The organism is Variovorax humicola, assembly GCF_037889915.1.
Classification (GTDB): Bacteria; Pseudomonadota; Gammaproteobacteria; order Burkholderiales; family Burkholderiaceae_C; genus Variovorax; species Variovorax humicola.
The window spans coordinates 21,441-35,547 of record NZ_JBBKZV010000038.1 but is presented as its reverse complement, the minus strand read 5'-3'; the positions used below and the strand labels follow the sequence as shown (position 1 = coordinate 35,547).

Sequence of the window (14,107 nt, the reverse complement as noted above, 5' to 3'; positions counted from 1 at the left end):
TGTACGGCTTCCGGTGGCGAAATTTCCCCGGATTTTGGCAACGCGGCTCTTGATCGAACGACGCAGCGCCATCGAGCCAGCGATCGGGCACCTGAAGCTCGCGCTAACGCGCCGTCACGCAGGGGCCAGGCCCCCCCGGCACGGGGTCAGCGTCGCGCCAGGAACTGCGTCATGCGTTGCAGGTCGTCGTCGAGCGCGGCTCGGAATGCCGCCCCGCGCGGCTGGACGCCCGCATAGCCCAAGGCCGGCTGCAGGCCGCCTGCGCTGGCCGTGACGTTGGCCCAGCCGATCACGCGGTCGTGCCACAGCATCGGCAGCGCGTAGTAGCCGAACTGCCGCTTCGAAGCGGGCATGTAGGCCTCGAACTTGTAGGTCCAGCCCCAGAGCAGTTCGAAGCGGCGCCGGTCCCAGACCACCGGGTCGAAGGGTGCGAGCAGGCGCACCGCATCGTCGGGCGCGTGGCGCCTTGAAGCGGGGTTCTCGTCGCCGGGCCAGTACCAGGTCGTGCCGTCGATGCGGCAACTGGCCAGTTGCTCGCGCGCCTGGAGCAGCGCAGCCTGCGTCTGTGCTGCCAGGTGCGGCGCGCCATAGCCGAGCAGCCGCACGAGGTAGGTGAGGCTGGCTGCCGGCAGCGGCGCGTACTTGCGCACCACGAGTTCGACCAGCGCGGCCGCGCGCCGAGCGCGGCCGGCGGGGCTGTCGTCGCACGGCGCATGAGCTACCGCCTCGTAGACACGGGTGCCGCTGTCGCGCCGCGCCACGCGCAGCATGCCACGGTAGTGCATGCCGTCGAGCAGGTGCGTGGTCGCGTTGCTGGAGCCGCCCCAGTAATTCTGGATGCGTCCGTGCGCGAAGTGCTGCTCCACCTCGCGCGGGTGCACTGGCCCATGTTCGCGCACGAAGGCCAGCACGTCGGCTGCCTTGCGTCGGGTTTCCGCATCCCAGTCGCGCCTGGCTTCGCGCGGATGCATCAGCGCCAGGTGTTCGCGGGGCAGGAAGCCGTAGTTGACGAGGCAGTCTTCCTCCACGGCCAGGCGGGCGTATCTGCGCTCGAGGTCGCCCGCGCGATAGTCCTTCACGCGGTGCCGCAGCGTCAGGTCTTGGGCCCGCGCCGGTGCCCGGATCGGGTCTGCCTGCACGAAACCCAGGCGCTGGATGGCGCGCGGCAGTGTCGTGGGCTTGAAAAGTGTTCGTGCGATGGCGTAGCGCCGAAGATCATCGAGTGTCGGATCGAGCATGGGGTCGATTGCAGCACAGACCCATAATTCACCGCGACACGAAGAGCTGCCACAGCGCTTTCCCGAGGGGCCACGGTGAATCGAGCGTTCCCGATAATCGGCCATCAATCGAGATCACCTGAATCACCTGAGAAGAGGCCCCGCGTGACACAAGCCAACCCCACCCCCCCGCAAGACGTCGTGAGCGGCGCAACCTCTCCGTCGCCTGTCATGGCCGGCCACCTGCTCGTGTCGTGCCTCGTCGCGCAAGGCGTGACGCACGCATTCGGCGTGCCTGGCGAGAGCTTCCTCGCGGTGCTCGACGGCTTTCATGCGCATGGCGATGCGATCCGCTTCATCATCAACCGGCAGGAAGGCGGCGCTGCCTTCATGGCCGATGCGCATGCGCGCATCACCGGCCGGCCCGGCATCTGCTTCGTCACGCGCGGACCGGGCGCAACCAACGCGTCGATCGGCGTGCACAACGCGTTCCAGGATTCGACGCCGATGGTGCTCTTCATCGGTGACGTGGGCAGCGACTTCCGCGACCGGGAGGCGTTCCAGGAAGTCGACTTCGGCAGCTTCTTCGGTCCGAGCACGAAGGGGTTTGCCAAGCGCGTCGAGCGTATCGACGATGCCAGTCGAATCCCGGAGTACGTTGCGCGCGCCTTTTCAACTGCGATGAACGGACGGCCTGGCCCCGTCGTCCTGGTACTGCCCGAGGACATGCTGCGCTCGATGACGACGGCGCAGCCGCTGCCGCGCGTAGAGGCGGTGCAGCCGTGGAGCGACCCCGGTGCGCTGCGCACGTTGCGCGAGATGCTGCTCGAGTCGAAGCGCCCCTTCGTGATCGCCGGCGGCAGTGGATGGACGCCCCAAGCCGCGCAAGCCCTGCAGCGATTCGCCGAGAACTGGCAGCTGCCGGTCGGCAACGCCTTCCGCTTTCAGGATACTTTCGACAACCACCATCCGCTCTATGCCGGCGATGTCGGCATCGCGATCAACCCCAAGCTCGCGCAGCGCGTGAAAGACAGCGACCTTGTCATCGCGATCGGCCCGCGCCTGGGCGAGATGACGACCAGCGGCTACACGCTGCTCGAAGCACCGCGGTCGAAGCAGAAGCTCGTCCACATCCACGCGAGCGCCGAGGAGCTGAATCGCGTCTACCAAGCCGACCTCGCGATCAACGCCGGCATGAGCGCGGCGGCGCGCAGCCTCGAGGTGCTCACGGCGCCGACCGAGCTGCCCTGGCAGGCGTGGACAGAAGCAGCCAATGCCGACTACCTGGCCAATCTGCAGCCACAGCCTCTGACCGGGCTTCCGCCCGAAGCACCACGCGGCGCGGTGGACATGGCCGCAGTCGTCGCGCTGCTGCAGAAACACCTTCCGCACGACGCCGCCATCACCAACGGCGCCGGCAACTTTGCCAGCTGGGTGCATCGCTTCTTTCGCTATCACGGCCTCGTAAAGGGCCACAAGACGCAGTTCGCGCCCACCAGCGGCGCCATGGGCTACGGCGTGCCGGCAGGCATCGCTACAAATCTGGTGAGCGGACGCATCGCGTTCACCATCGCCGGCGACGGCGACTTCCTCATGAACGGGCAGGAGCTTGCAACGGCCACGCAGCACGGCGGCAAGAGCATCATCGTGCTGCTCAACAACGGCATGTACGGCACCATCCGCATGCATCAGGAGCGCGAGTATCCGCAGCATGTGAGCGGCACTGCATTGCGCAACCCCGACTTCTGCGCGCTCGCGCGCGCCTACGGCTACGCGGCCGAGCAGGTCACCGCTACCGACCAGTTCGAAGGCGCGTTGCTGCGCGCGCTGAAGGCCGATACGGGCACGCTGATCGAGATCCCGCTCGACCCCGAGATCATCACCACGCGGGGCACGCTGAGCGGCATCACGAAGTCCGCGCTCGGAAAAGAGTTGAAATGAAACACCCCCGAAGCGCCTGCGGCGCCTCCCCCTCGAGGGGGCGATACCAGCGGCCCGGCAAAGCCGGTTCCGCGGTATCCCTGGTGAAATTGAAACACCCCCGAAGCGCCTGCGACGTCTCCTCCTCGAGGCCCCTCGAGGGGGCGCACCCGGTGGCCCGGCAAGGCCGGTTCCCTGGGTGCCCACGAACGGCCTTCGCAGCGCGCGTCCTGGTTTCATGCGTTGCGGCGAGTCACTCGATAGCGTGGTGGAAATCCGGCGTCGAGACGAAAAAAAGCCGGCACGCGAGGCCGGCTTTTTTGGGCAAGCGCACAAGGCGCCTGCGGCTTACTTGACGTGCTTGCCGATCAGCGAAGCGAGCTCGAACATCGACACTTGCGGCTTGCCGAAGATTTCCTTCAGCTTGGCGTCTGCGTTGATGTTGCGCTTGTTGGCCTTGTCCTGAAGGTTGTTCTTCTTGATGTAGTCCCACAGCTTGCTGACCACGGCGGTGCGCGGCAGCGGGGTGGAACCGACCACGGCGGCGAGTGCCGGGCTGGGGGTCAAGGCCTTCATGAACGCAGCGTTGGGAGTGCGCTTCTTGGCGGGAGCCGCCTTCTTTGCCGGTGCGGCCTTCTTGGCCGGAGCTGCCTTCTTTGCAGGAGCAGCCTTCTTCGCCGGGGCTGCCTTCTTCGCAGGAGCAGCCTTCTTTGCCGGAGCTGCCGCCTTCTTGGCCGGAGCGGCCTTCTTCGCGGGAGCCTTTTTGGCCGGAGCCTTCTTTGCAGTTGCCATGATTGATTTCCTTTTTTTGGGTGAGACATTCACCAATGAAAAACACCGTATCCACTGGCACTGCGGATGCTAAATGAGAAAAAACGCGTTTCCAAGGGAAAACAGGGTTTTTTCATTGGGAGATGTTGTTTTTTCAGAGGAGAGAACGCCCTTGCTTCACTCGCGACGCGCGGGCCATGTCGCGAGTACCACGCCCAGCAGTGCGAGGGCGAAGGCCAACAGTTGCATCAACGACAGCGTTTCCCCTAACACCAGCACGCCGACGAGTGCTGCGCTGACGGGCAACATCACCGTGAACACGCCCGCTTGCGCAGCAGGGATGTGCTTCAGCCCGGTCATCCAGAGCCACACGGTCCAGATGCTCGCAGCCACTGCATACACGACAAGCAGCAGCCATGTGCCCGCATGCACCGCGTCGAAATCGAAGCGCAGCGCGAACCAGATGCCGAACGGTGCAGACAGCAGGAAGCCCCAGAGATTGATCAGCGACGAGATGCGCTTCGGCCCGAGCTGCCCCGTCAACGACTTGCCGATCACCGCATAGGCGGCTTCGCAAAGCACTGCGCAGAACACCAGCAGATTGCCGAGCCATGGCATTGCAGCGGTCCGCGCGCCCGGTGCGACAGCGTGCGCAGGCGTGAGCGCAAGCAGCCCGATGCCGATTGCCGCGCAACCGATCGCCATCACCACGCGCGCCGTGATGCGTTCGCGCAGGAACATCCAGCTCAACACCGCGACCACGGCAGGAAGCGATGCCATGATCACACCCGCCGACACCGCACTGGTCAGGCTGACGCCGAACAGCATGCAGATCGAGAACATGAAGTTGCCAAGGAACGATTCGAGGAACACGAGGCCACGCGTGCGGCGCGTCATCGGTGGTTCGTTGGCGGGTCGGCGCAGCCAGTGCGGCATCGCCAGTCCGGCAATCCCGAAGCGCAGCCAGGCCAGCAGCAGGACCGGAAAGGTCGCGACCAGCGGCTTGGAGAGTGCGACGTAGCTGCCCACAAGCGACATGCTGAGCGCGAGGCACGCGTAGGCCAGCAAGCGCTGGCCGGTGGTGTGATGGGGGTTCAATAGACTGCGAGCCGTTCAAACGAAAGAGATTCGATGATGCCGCAGTCGACCCACGCAGACCGATGCGCAGACCGATACGTGTTCGTCTATGGCACCTTGCGTGCCGGCGGCAGCAATGACATCGCGCGGTATCGACCGTTGCCGCAGCGCGTGGCCGATGGCGCGATCGCCGGCACGCTGTATGACCTGGGCGCCTATCCCGGCGCGGTGCTGGGCGGCGAGGGACGCATTCGCGGCGAGGTCTATCGCATCGGGCCCGCAGTCGAAGCCGAACTCGACCTTCTGGAAGGCGTGATGCCGGACGGCAGCGGCGAGTACCTGAAGCGTGAACTCGAAGTGGTGATCGGAGCGCGTCGACTGATTTGCCTGGTCTACGAAATCCACCCGCGGCACATCGACGGGCGCAGTGTCATCGCGAGCGGTGACTGGTTCGCGCGGGACTGAGTGCGAAAAGGGCAGTGTTTTCACGGCAAAGGAGCGAGTTGCACATCGTGAAACGATTGGGTGTTGCGCTGCAATAAATTTTCTCGATATGAGAAAGAGCGTTTTACATTGAGGGAAGTTTCCGTAACTTGTTGATTTTGTTGAGAGAAAATTATGTCTTCTATAAGACATAAGACTCGGGATTGCGGCTACAGTAAGACCCAAGGCGCCAGCCGACCCATCAACCAACACTCCGGAGTGACCATGCCCCAAACCATCACTGAACAACTGAGCCGCGAGCAGCAAATCGCCGCCCTCGAAAAAGACTGGGCCACCAACCCCCGCTGGAAGGGTGTCAAGCGCGGCTACAGCGCCGCCGACGTCGTGCGCTTGCGTGGTTCGCTGCCGATCGAGCACACGCTGGCCAAGCGCGGTGCCGAGAAGCTCTGGGAAAAGATCAACGGCGGTGCCAAGAAGGGCTACGTCAACGCATTCGGCGCGATCAGCGCCGGCCAGGCCATGCAGCAAGCCAAGGCCGGCCTCGAAGCCGTGTACCTGTCGGGCTGGCAAGTCGCTGCCGACGGCAACACCTCGGAAACCATGTACCCCGACCAGTCGCTCTACGCGTACGACTCGGTGCCCACGATGGTCCGTCGCATCAACAACACCTTCAAGCGCGCTGACGAGATCCAGTGGGGCCGCGGCATCAACCCGGGCGACAAGGAATTCATCGACTACTTCCTGCCGATCGTGGCCGACGCCGAAGCCGGTTTCGGCGGCGTGCTGAACGCCTTCGAGCTCATGAAGAACATGATCGCCTCGGGTGCTGCCGGCGTGCACTTCGAAGACCAACTGGCTGCCGTCAAGAAGTGCGGCCACATGGGTGGCAAGGTGCTCGTGCCGACGCAAGAGGCATGCGAGAAGCTGATTTCGGCCCGCTTCGCGGCTGACGTCATGGGCGTGTCGACCATCGTTCTGGCTCGCACCGACGCAGAAGCCGCCAACCTGATCACGTCGGACCACGATGCGAACGACAAGCCCTTCCTGACCGGCGAGCGTACGCAGGAAGGCTTCTACCGCGTCAAGAACGGCCTGGAGCAAGCCATCAGCCGCGGCGTTGCCTACGCGCCGTACGCCGACCTGGTGTGGTGCGAAACCGGCGTGCCGGACATCGGCTTCGCCCGCGAGTTTGCGCAAGCGGTGCATGCCGCCTGCCCGGGCAAGCTGCTGTCGTACAACTGCTCGCCGTCGTTCAACTGGAAGAAGAACCTGAACGACAGCCAGATCGCCTCATTCCAGGAAGACCTGTCGGCCCTGGGCTACAAGTACCAGTTCATCACGCTGGCCGGCATCCACATCAACTGGTTCAACACGTTCCAGTTCGCGCACGCCTACGCCCGCGGCGAAGGCATGAAGCACTACGTGAACATGGTGCAGGAGCCTGAATTCGCGGCTCGCGACAAGGGCTACACCTTCGTGTCGCACCAGCAGGAAGTCGGCGCAGGCTACTTCGACGACGTGACCACGGTCATTCAAGGCGGCTCGTCCAGCGTCAAGGCGCTGAGCGGCTCGACCGAAGAAGAACAGTTCCACTGATCAGGTTCGCTGTCACATTCTTCGAGCCCGGCGTGTGCCGGGCTTTTTTTTGTCTGCGCACTGCATGGGCGGCAAGTCGTCCCCGCACTGGCGCCAGCGTCGCGAGGTGCGAGGTGCGAGGTGCGGCGGCGCCTTGATCGGCACCGTTCCGAATCCCGTTATTCGTTCATTCGCATTTCGCGCACACCGCGACCGAGCTTTTGCCGCAGCAGGCTGCGCAGCGTGACCCCATCCGCGTAGCCGACCATCCCGGCGATCTGCTCCAGGCTCTTGTCGCTGGTCTTCAGCAGATGCACCGCCCGTTCGACGCGCAGGTCCTGGAAGTACGACAGCGGACTCTTGCCGAGCACCTGCTGCATGCGCCGCGCCAGCGTGCGCTTGCTGGTGCCGGCCGCATCGGCCGCGTCGTCGAGCGAGAAGCCGTCGGCCAGCCGGCCGCGGGCCCAACGCTCGAAGCGCTCCACCAATGGGTCCGAGTGCGCGAGGTGGTCGGAGATCACATAGGCCGATTGCGAAGGCCGCGAATCGACGATCAGGTAGCGCGCGACCAGACTCGCCAACTCGGGGCTGGCTTGCCGAACGAGCCAGAGCGCCATGTCGACGTGGCTCAGCGCCGCGCCCGCAGTCACCACGTCGCCGCAATTCACCACCATGCGGGAGTCGTCCAGTTGCACGGCCGGGTAGCGCTGCCTGAACATCGACGCGAGCCACCAGGTCGTCGTGGCCTTGTGGTGGTCGAGCAGGCCCGACTCGGCCAGCACGAACGTGCCGATGCAGGCTGCCGCAATCTTGCTGCCGGCGGCCGCGCCTTCCTTCAATGCGCTGCAGGCATCACGCACGTCCGGGCGTTGCAGCGCAGGCACCAGCACATCCGGCATCTTGCAGCCCAGCGCAGGCACGATGAGCCAGTCGGCCACATTCGCATTGGCGAGCCGGGCCACCGGGACCGTGAAGCCTTGCGAGGTCCGCACCCTCGCGCGCATCCCGACCACGGTCACCTCGAAGCGCGCGACATCGAGCTGCAACATGCCTGCAAGTTCGTTCGCCGTGGTGAGCACGTCGAGCACCGTGGAGAGACCCGTATCAAAAACGCCGTCGAGCACGAGGACTTGGAGCTTCATGGCAATAACAATATCAAAGATGTCAAAAATGCCAATAGCTTCAACCAGAATGGTTGCCTAAAGTCCATTCCGGGTCGCGCAATACCGCGCGTCGCACCACGCACATACCGGAGTACCGAGATGATCAAGCTCGCACTGTTCGCCCGCCTTGAAGCCAAGCCCGGCAAGGAGGCCGATGTCCAGAAGTTCCTTGAAACCGGCCTTGCGCTGGCGCATCAGGAAAAGACAACGCCGATCTGGTTCGCTCTGCGCATCGGCCCGACGACCTTTGGCGTCTTCGATGCGTTCGAGGACGAGGCCTCCCGCCAGGCGCACCTCAAGGGCCCCATCGCGCAGGCGCTCATGGCGAAGGCCGACGAGCTGTTCAGCGAGCCGCCGTCGATCCAGCCGATCGAGGTGCTGGGTCTGAAGAACGTCGCCTGATGCCCGTCAAGCGAGGGACAACGATGACCGATGTTCGCAATGCCGTGTTTCGCACTGATGGCGCGGCCTTCATTCCCGGCGACGCGGCCATCGGTCCATGGTCAGCCGATGCGCTGCAGGGGAGCGCCACCGCCGCGTTGGCTGTGCGCATACTTGAAGCCGACGCTTCCACGCAGGGGCGCCAGATTTCGCGATTGAGCTTCGACTTCTGGAGGCCAGCCAACCGTTCGCCCATCGAGGTACAGATATCGACGGTGCGCGATGGGTCGAAGGCACGCACGGTTGCGATCGATTTCGAGCAGCAGGGCAAGCCCGTGATGCGATGCAGCGCCTTGCTCCTGCGCACCGGCCTGACGCCCGAGTTGCCAAGCTTCGAGGAAGAAGCGCGCTTTGAGCCGCCAGAACAAGGCGCCGAAGTGCCATCTGCCGCGTTCCGTATGAGCCCGTTCTTTGCGGGCGTCGGCGTGCGCATGGCACGTGGCCAGATACTTGAGCCTGGCCCGGCAGCTGCATGGATGAAGCTCGAACGGCCCCTGGTCGACGACGAAGCACCATCGCCCCTCGCTCAGGCTGCGTCCGCATCCGACCTGGTGGCGGGCATTTCGCAATGGGTCCATCCGTCGAAGCTCGGCTTCGTCAACGCCGATCTGACGATCAATTTGCGACGTCCACCCGCAGGCGACTGGATGCTGCTCGATGCCCGGACCTTGCCGGGCCCGAACGGCAGCGGCTACGCGACCGGCGCGCTGCATGATCGCAGCGGACCCTTTGGGCAATGCAGCTCAAGTTTGCTTTTCGAGGTGCGCGGCTAGAATGGAGGGCTGTACTCTCAACAAGGGCGAGAAAGGCAATCTGGTTATGACACCGCGAACTACGGCAACCGTTTTCAACGGCTCTTTCCTTCAAGGAAGCGGCCGGTAGCCCGCGCACGCTGGTCGCACCAGCACTCAGACCATTGCAAAGCGCGGCTTCCCACCGCGCTTTTTGTTTTTCCGCCAGAGGTTTTCCATGATCCAGATCACGCTCCCCGACAACTCGCAGCGCGAGTTCCCCGGCCCCCTTTCCGTCGTGGAAGTGGCCCAATCCATCGGTCCCGGCCTGGCCAAGATGACGCTGGCCGGCAAGGTCGACGGCAAGCTGGTCGACGCTAGCGACATCATCGACCACAGTGCCAAGCTGCAGATCATCACGCCGCGCGACGACGAGGGCCTGGAAATCATCCGCCATTCGACGGCGCATCTGGTCGGTCACGCGGTGAAGCAGCTCTATCCGACGGCCAAGATGGTGATCGGCCCGGTGATCGAGGAGGGCTTCTACTACGACATCTCGTACGAGCGCCCCTTCACGCCCGAGGATATGGCGGCCATCGAGGCGCGCATGCGCGAGCTGATCGCGCAGGACTACGACGTCGTCAAGAAGATGACGCCGCGCGCCGAAGTCATCGAGGTCTTCAAGTCGCGCGGCGAGGATTACAAGCTGCGCCTGGTGGAGGACATGCCGGACGAGCAGGCCATGGGCCTCTACTACCACCAGGAATATGTCGACATGTGCCGTGGCCCGCACGTGCCGAATACGCGTTTCCTGAAGGTCTTCAAGCTCACGAAGCTGGCCGGCGCCTATTGGCGCGGCGACGCCAAGAACGAGCAGTTGCAGCGCATCTACGGCACGGCCTGGGCCGACAAGAAGCAGCTCGACCAATACATCCAGCGCATCGAGGAGGCCGAGAAGCGCGATCACCGCAAGCTCGGCCGCGAGCTGGACCTTTATCACATTGACGAAGTGGCGCCGGGCGTGGTGTTCTGGCATCCCAAGGGCTGGGCGCTGTGGCAGCAGGTCGAGCAGTACATGCGCCGCGTCTACCGCGACACGGGCTACCAGGAAGTGAAGGGCCCGCAGATCCTCGACAAGAGCCTATGGGAGAAGACGGGGCACTGGCAGAACTATCGCGAGAACATGTTCGTCACGGAGTCGGAAAAGCGCGAGTACGCGCTGAAGCCGATGAACTGTCCCGGCCACGTGATCATCTTCAAGAGCGACCTGCGCAGCTACCGCGACCTGCCGCTGCGATATGGCGAATTCGGCCAATGCCACCGCAACGAGCCGAGCGGCGGTCTGCACGGCATCATGCGCGTGCGCGGCTTCACGCAGGACGACGGGCACATCTTCTGCACGGAAGACCAGATCCTCGACGAGTGCATCGCCTACACGGCACAGTTGCAGAAGGTCTATTCGGACTTCGGGTTCACGGACATCCTCTACAAGGTCGCGACGCGGCCCGAGAACCGCGTCGGTTCGGACGATCTGTGGGACAAGGCCGAGTACGCCGTGATGGAATCGCTGCGTCGATCCGGCGTCGATTTCGTCATTGCCCCCGGCGATGGCGCCTTCTACGGCCCGAAGATCGAATACACGCTGAAGGACGCCATCGGCCGCCAGTGGCAGTGCGGCACGATGCAGGTCGACTTCAACACGGCCGAGCGCCTCGGGGGCGAATACGTCACGGAAACGAGCGGCCGTGCCTATCCCGTGATGCTCCACCGCGCGATCGTCGGCAGCCTGGAGCGCTTCATCGGCATGCTGGTCGAGCACCACGCCGGCGCAATGCCCGCCTGGCTCGCGCCCACGCAGGTCGCGGTGCTCAATATCAGCGAAGGGCAGGCCGATTACGCGTCGGAGGTTGCGAAAGCGCTGCAGAATCAAGGGCTTAGAGTCCAGCTAGACCTGCACAACGAGAAGATTACGTATAAAATACGGAAGCATTCGTTGCAAAAGCTTCCCTACATCCTAGTCGTGGGCGACAAAGAGAAGGAAGCAGGTGCCGTCGCAGTGCGCGCCCGGGGAAATAAAGACCTCGGAGTCATGTCGATGCAGGCGTTCTCTGAACTGATCGCCGGCGACATCCAACACAAACGCTGATTTTCTGGTTCGGTTTCTGGTAAACGGTTGTTTGTGGGCGTGGTTGCTACGGTGTTCGCTACATTTTTTGTAGCAAATTGATTGAAGGATTCTGACCATCGCTACTGCATTTCGCGACCGCCGCCACCGCGAGGAACGCCAACACCGCCTGAACCGGGAAATCATGGCCCCGGAAGTTCGCCTGATTGGGCCCGAGAACGAGCAATTGGGTGTCGTCAGCCTTGCTGAAGCGCTGCGCATGGCAGGCGAAAGCGACGTGGATCTGGTCGAGGTTGTCGCTGCGGCCAACCCGCCGGTCTGCCGCCTGATCGAGTACGGCAAGTTCAAGTACCACGAGCAGAAGAAGGCGGCCGAAGCGAAGTCCAAGCAGAAGGTCATCGAGGTCAAGGAAATCAAGTTCCGGCCCGGTACCGACGACGGCGACTACAACATCAAGATGCGCAATATCAGGCGCTTTCTTGAGGATGGCGACAAATGCAAGATCACGCTGCGCTTCCGCGGCCGCGAGATCACGCACCAGGAGCTGGGTCTGGCACTTTTGCAGCGCATTCGCGACGAATTGGGTGACACGATCATGGTCGAGCAGTTTCCGAAGCTCGAAGGCCGGCAGATGATCATGATGATCGCGCCGGGCCGCAAGAAGGCCGGTGGCGGCGCGCCAAAGGCCGCGACCGAGCCGGCAACCGCCGCTTGAGTCGGCAAAAGCTGTAGCCAGCAGAGGATTGAAGGGATTTCGCCCTTGCCTGCAAAGGCAGGGGCGGGATGAAGAAGTGTCTCGGGGCCAACAAGTACGCGGAGCATCCACGTCGCCTCACGAGCACAAACTAAAGGAGCATTCAATGCCCAAAATGAAGACCAAGAGCAGCGCGAAAAAACGTTTCCGCGTTCGTCCCGGTGGCACCGTCAAGCGCGGTCAAGCCTTCAAGCGTCACATCCTGACCAAGAAGACCACCAAGAACAAGCGCCATCTGCGCGGTGCAGTGACGGTTCATGAAACCAACATGGTTTCGATGGCCGCCATGTTGCCCGGCATGGGCATTTAACTCAGACGAACAAGGAGTACTCACATGCCTCGCGTCAAACGTGGTGTAACGGCTCGCGCCCGCCACAAGAAAGTTCTCGCACTCGCCAAGGGTTTCCGCGGTCGTCGCGGCAATGTCTATCGCATCGCCAAGCAGGCGGTGATGAAGGCGGGCCAATACGCCTACCGTGACCGCCGCACCAAGAAGCGCGTTTTCCGTCAGCTGTGGATCGCGCGTATCAACGCCGCCTCGCGTGAACTGGGCCTGACCTACAGCCAGTTCGCCAATGGCATCCGCAAGGCTGGTATCGAGATCGACCGCAAGGTCCTTGCCGATATCGCCGTGCACGACAAGGCCGCTTTTGCCGGCATCGTGGAGCAGGTCAAGGCCAAGCTGGCTGCTTGATCCTGCAATCGCAAGTCGCCGTCTCTCGGGATGGCACCTTGTGTTCACGGCCTGAACGGCATTGAGGGCTGGCGCTAGAAATGGCACCAGTCCTTTTTTATTTCCCTTCCTGAATTGCTATGAACGAGTTGGACACCCTGGTCGACACCGCCCGCGCTGACTTCGCCCAGGCGAGCGCACCGGCGGACCTGGAAAACGCCAAGGCACGCTTCCTCGGCAAGGCCGGCCGAATCACCGAACTCATGAAGGGCATGGCCCAGTTGTCGGTTGACGAGAAGAAATCTCGCGGCGCGGCCATCAACGTGGCCAAGCAGACAATCGAGGCGGCCTTGAACGCCCGCCGCCAGGCGCTGGCCGATGCCGAACTCGACGTTCAACTGCGCGCAGAGGCACTCGACGTGACCTTGCCCGGCCGCCAACGCGTGGGTGGCGGCTTGCATCCGGTGAGCCGCACCATGGAGCGCATCGAAGCGATCTTCTCGAGCATGGGCTTCGACGTGGCCGACGGGCCCGAGATCGAGAGCGACTGGCACAGCTTCACCTCGCTCAACAACCCGCCGAACCATCCCGCGCGTTCGATGCAGGACACCTTCTACGTCGACATCGACGGCGAGGACGGCATCCCGTACAACCTGCGCCCGCACACCAGCCCGATGCAGGTGCGCTATGCGCATCAGCAGATCAAGAAGCACGCGGCCGTGTTCAAGGCCGCGGAGACCGACCCGAACGTCAGGCCGCCCGAGATCCGCGTGATTGCGCCGGGCCGCACCTACCGTGTCGACAGCGATGCGACGCACTCGCCGATGTTCCACCAGTGCGAAGGCCTGTGGCTGGGCGAGAACGTGAGCTTCAAGGACCTCAAGGTCGTGTTTACCGACTTCTGCCGCACCTTCTTCGAGACCGACGACCTGGTGCTGCGCTTTCGTCCCAGCTTCTTCCCGTTCACGGAGCCGAGCGCCGAGATCGACATCCAGTTCCAGAGCGGCCCGCTGGCCGGCCGCTGGCTCGAAGTCGCGGGCTCGGGCCAGGTCCACCCGAACGTGGTGCGCAACATGGGGCTGGACCCCGAGCGCTACATCGGCTTCGCCTTCGGCATGGGCCCGGACCGGCTCACGATGCTGCGCTACGGCGTGAGCGACCTGCGCCTGTTCTTCGACGGCGACCTGCGCTTCCTTTCGCAGTTCCAGTAACCAGA

Annotated in this window: 14 protein-coding genes; 10 read left to right on the top strand and 4 right to left on the bottom strand. The window is 63.6% G+C overall.

Going from position 1 to position 14,107, the window contains the following annotated elements:
- Window positions 1–146: 146 nt before the first annotated feature.
- Window positions 147–1,238 (bottom strand): DNA glycosylase AlkZ-like family protein, encoded by a 1,092-nt coding sequence (locus WKW80_RS32355; RefSeq protein WP_340367690.1) that lies wholly within the window; start codon window positions 1,236–1,238, stop codon window positions 147–149.
- A 210-nt stretch (window positions 1,239–1,448) separates the two neighbouring features.
- Here WKW80_RS32355 and WKW80_RS32350 point away from each other — a divergent pair, with 210 nt between their 5' ends.
- Window positions 1,449–3,158 carry a thiamine pyrophosphate-binding protein gene (locus WKW80_RS32350; RefSeq protein ID WP_340367705.1) on the top strand — a complete coding sequence of 570 codons (1,710 nt, stop codon included), beginning with the start codon at window positions 1,449–1,451 and terminating at the stop codon, window positions 3,156–3,158.
- A 327-nt stretch (window positions 3,159–3,485) separates the two neighbouring features.
- On the opposite strand, the gene WKW80_RS32345 is transcribed toward WKW80_RS32350, so the two are convergent.
- Both WKW80_RS32345 and WKW80_RS32340 read right to left on the bottom strand, forming a co-directional pair.
- Window positions 3,486–3,929: an SWIB/MDM2 domain-containing protein gene (locus WKW80_RS32345; protein WP_340333857.1), complete on the bottom strand. Its 444-nt coding sequence runs from the start codon at window positions 3,927–3,929 to the stop codon at window positions 3,486–3,488.
- A gap of 156 nt (window positions 3,930–4,085) precedes the next feature.
- On the bottom strand, window positions 4,086–4,946 hold the full coding sequence (locus tag WKW80_RS32340; RefSeq protein ID WP_422823007.1) for a DMT family transporter: 861 nt from the start codon (window positions 4,944–4,946) through the stop codon (window positions 4,086–4,088).
- A gap of 93 nt (window positions 4,947–5,039) precedes the next feature.
- Here WKW80_RS32340 and WKW80_RS32335 point away from each other — a divergent pair, with 93 nt between their 5' ends.
- Together WKW80_RS32335 and aceA are read left to right on the top strand one after the other, a co-directional pair.
- Window positions 5,040–5,450 carry a gamma-glutamylcyclotransferase family protein gene (locus tag WKW80_RS32335; RefSeq protein WP_340367688.1) on the top strand — a complete coding sequence of 137 codons (411 nt, stop codon included), beginning with the start codon at window positions 5,040–5,042 and terminating at the stop codon, window positions 5,448–5,450.
- 243 nt (window positions 5,451–5,693) lie between these two features.
- Window positions 5,694–7,025 (top strand): isocitrate lyase, encoded by a 1,332-nt coding sequence (gene aceA / locus WKW80_RS32330; protein WP_340367687.1) that lies wholly within the window; start codon window positions 5,694–5,696, stop codon window positions 7,023–7,025.
- 158 nt (window positions 7,026–7,183) lie between these two features.
- Here aceA and WKW80_RS32325 read toward each other — a convergent pair whose 3' ends face one another.
- Window positions 7,184–8,146, bottom strand: a complete 963-nt coding sequence (locus tag WKW80_RS32325) for a GlxA family transcriptional regulator (protein ID WP_340367686.1) — start codon at window positions 8,144–8,146, stop codon at window positions 7,184–7,186.
- 120 nt (window positions 8,147–8,266) lie between these two features.
- On the opposite strand from WKW80_RS32325, the gene WKW80_RS32320 reads away from it, so the two are divergent.
- The 7 genes from WKW80_RS32320 (at window position 8,267) to pheS (ending at window position 14,102) form a co-directional block, all read left to right on the top strand.
- Complete coding sequence (locus WKW80_RS32320) at window positions 8,267–8,569, top strand: putative quinol monooxygenase (protein ID WP_340367685.1); 303 nt, start codon at window positions 8,267–8,269, stop codon at window positions 8,567–8,569.
- A 23-nt stretch (window positions 8,570–8,592) separates the two neighbouring features.
- Entirely contained in the window at window positions 8,593–9,381 is a 789-nt protein-coding gene (locus tag WKW80_RS32315) for a thioesterase family protein (RefSeq protein ID WP_340367684.1), read from the top strand.
- Between the two features lie 196 nt (window positions 9,382–9,577).
- Window positions 9,578–11,485, top strand: coding sequence for a threonine--tRNA ligase (thrS, locus tag WKW80_RS32310; protein ID WP_340367683.1), 1,908 nt, complete (start codon window positions 9,578–9,580; stop codon window positions 11,483–11,485).
- A gap of 88 nt (window positions 11,486–11,573) precedes the next feature.
- Window positions 11,574–12,179 (top strand): translation initiation factor IF-3, encoded by a 606-nt coding sequence (gene infC, locus WKW80_RS32305; protein WP_340367704.1) that lies wholly within the window; start codon window positions 11,574–11,576, stop codon window positions 12,177–12,179.
- 145 nt (window positions 12,180–12,324) lie between these two features.
- Window positions 12,325–12,528, top strand: coding sequence for a 50S ribosomal protein L35 (rpmI, locus tag WKW80_RS32300; protein ID WP_132733279.1), 204 nt, complete (start codon window positions 12,325–12,327; stop codon window positions 12,526–12,528).
- Window positions 12,529–12,552: 24 nt separating this feature from the next.
- Window positions 12,553–12,912, top strand: a complete 360-nt coding sequence (gene rplT, locus WKW80_RS32295) for a 50S ribosomal protein L20 (RefSeq protein WP_340367682.1) — start codon at window positions 12,553–12,555, stop codon at window positions 12,910–12,912.
- Window positions 12,913–13,031: 119 nt separating this feature from the next.
- A complete protein-coding gene (pheS, locus tag WKW80_RS32290; protein WP_340367681.1) occupies window positions 13,032–14,102 on the top strand; it encodes a phenylalanine--tRNA ligase subunit alpha in 1,071 nt (356 codons plus the stop codon).
- The last annotated feature ends 5 nt before the right edge of the window (window positions 14,103–14,107 follow it).

Excerpts from the sequence above, each read along its gene's own strand:
- WKW80_RS32355 (WP_340367690.1), bottom strand. The coding sequence starts at position 1,238 with ATGCTCGATCCGACACTCGATGATCTTCGGCGCTACGCCATCGCACGA.
- WKW80_RS32350 (WP_340367705.1), top strand. The coding sequence starts at position 1,449 with ATGGCCGGCCACCTGCTCGTGTCGTGCCTCGTCGCGCAAGGCGTGACG.
- WKW80_RS32345 (WP_340333857.1), bottom strand. The coding sequence starts at position 3,929 with ATGGCAACTGCAAAGAAGGCTCCGGCCAAAAAGGCTCCCGCGAAGAAG.
- WKW80_RS32340 (WP_422823007.1), bottom strand. The coding sequence starts at position 4,946 with ATGTCGCTTGTGGGCAGCTACGTCGCACTCTCCAAGCCGCTGGTCGCG.
- WKW80_RS32335 (WP_340367688.1), top strand. The coding sequence starts at position 5,040 with ATGATGCCGCAGTCGACCCACGCAGACCGATGCGCAGACCGATACGTG.
- aceA (WP_340367687.1), top strand. The coding sequence starts at position 5,694 with ATGCCCCAAACCATCACTGAACAACTGAGCCGCGAGCAGCAAATCGCC.
- WKW80_RS32325 (WP_340367686.1), bottom strand. The coding sequence starts at position 8,146 with ATGAAGCTCCAAGTCCTCGTGCTCGACGGCGTTTTTGATACGGGTCTC.
- WKW80_RS32320 (WP_340367685.1), top strand. The coding sequence starts at position 8,267 with ATGATCAAGCTCGCACTGTTCGCCCGCCTTGAAGCCAAGCCCGGCAAG.
- WKW80_RS32315 (WP_340367684.1), top strand. The coding sequence starts at position 8,593 with ATGACCGATGTTCGCAATGCCGTGTTTCGCACTGATGGCGCGGCCTTC.
- thrS (WP_340367683.1), top strand. The coding sequence starts at position 9,578 with ATGATCCAGATCACGCTCCCCGACAACTCGCAGCGCGAGTTCCCCGGC.
- rpmI (WP_132733279.1), top strand. The coding sequence starts at position 12,325 with ATGCCCAAAATGAAGACCAAGAGCAGCGCGAAAAAACGTTTCCGCGTT.
- rplT (WP_340367682.1), top strand. The coding sequence starts at position 12,553 with ATGCCTCGCGTCAAACGTGGTGTAACGGCTCGCGCCCGCCACAAGAAA.
- pheS (WP_340367681.1), top strand. The coding sequence starts at position 13,032 with ATGAACGAGTTGGACACCCTGGTCGACACCGCCCGCGCTGACTTCGCC.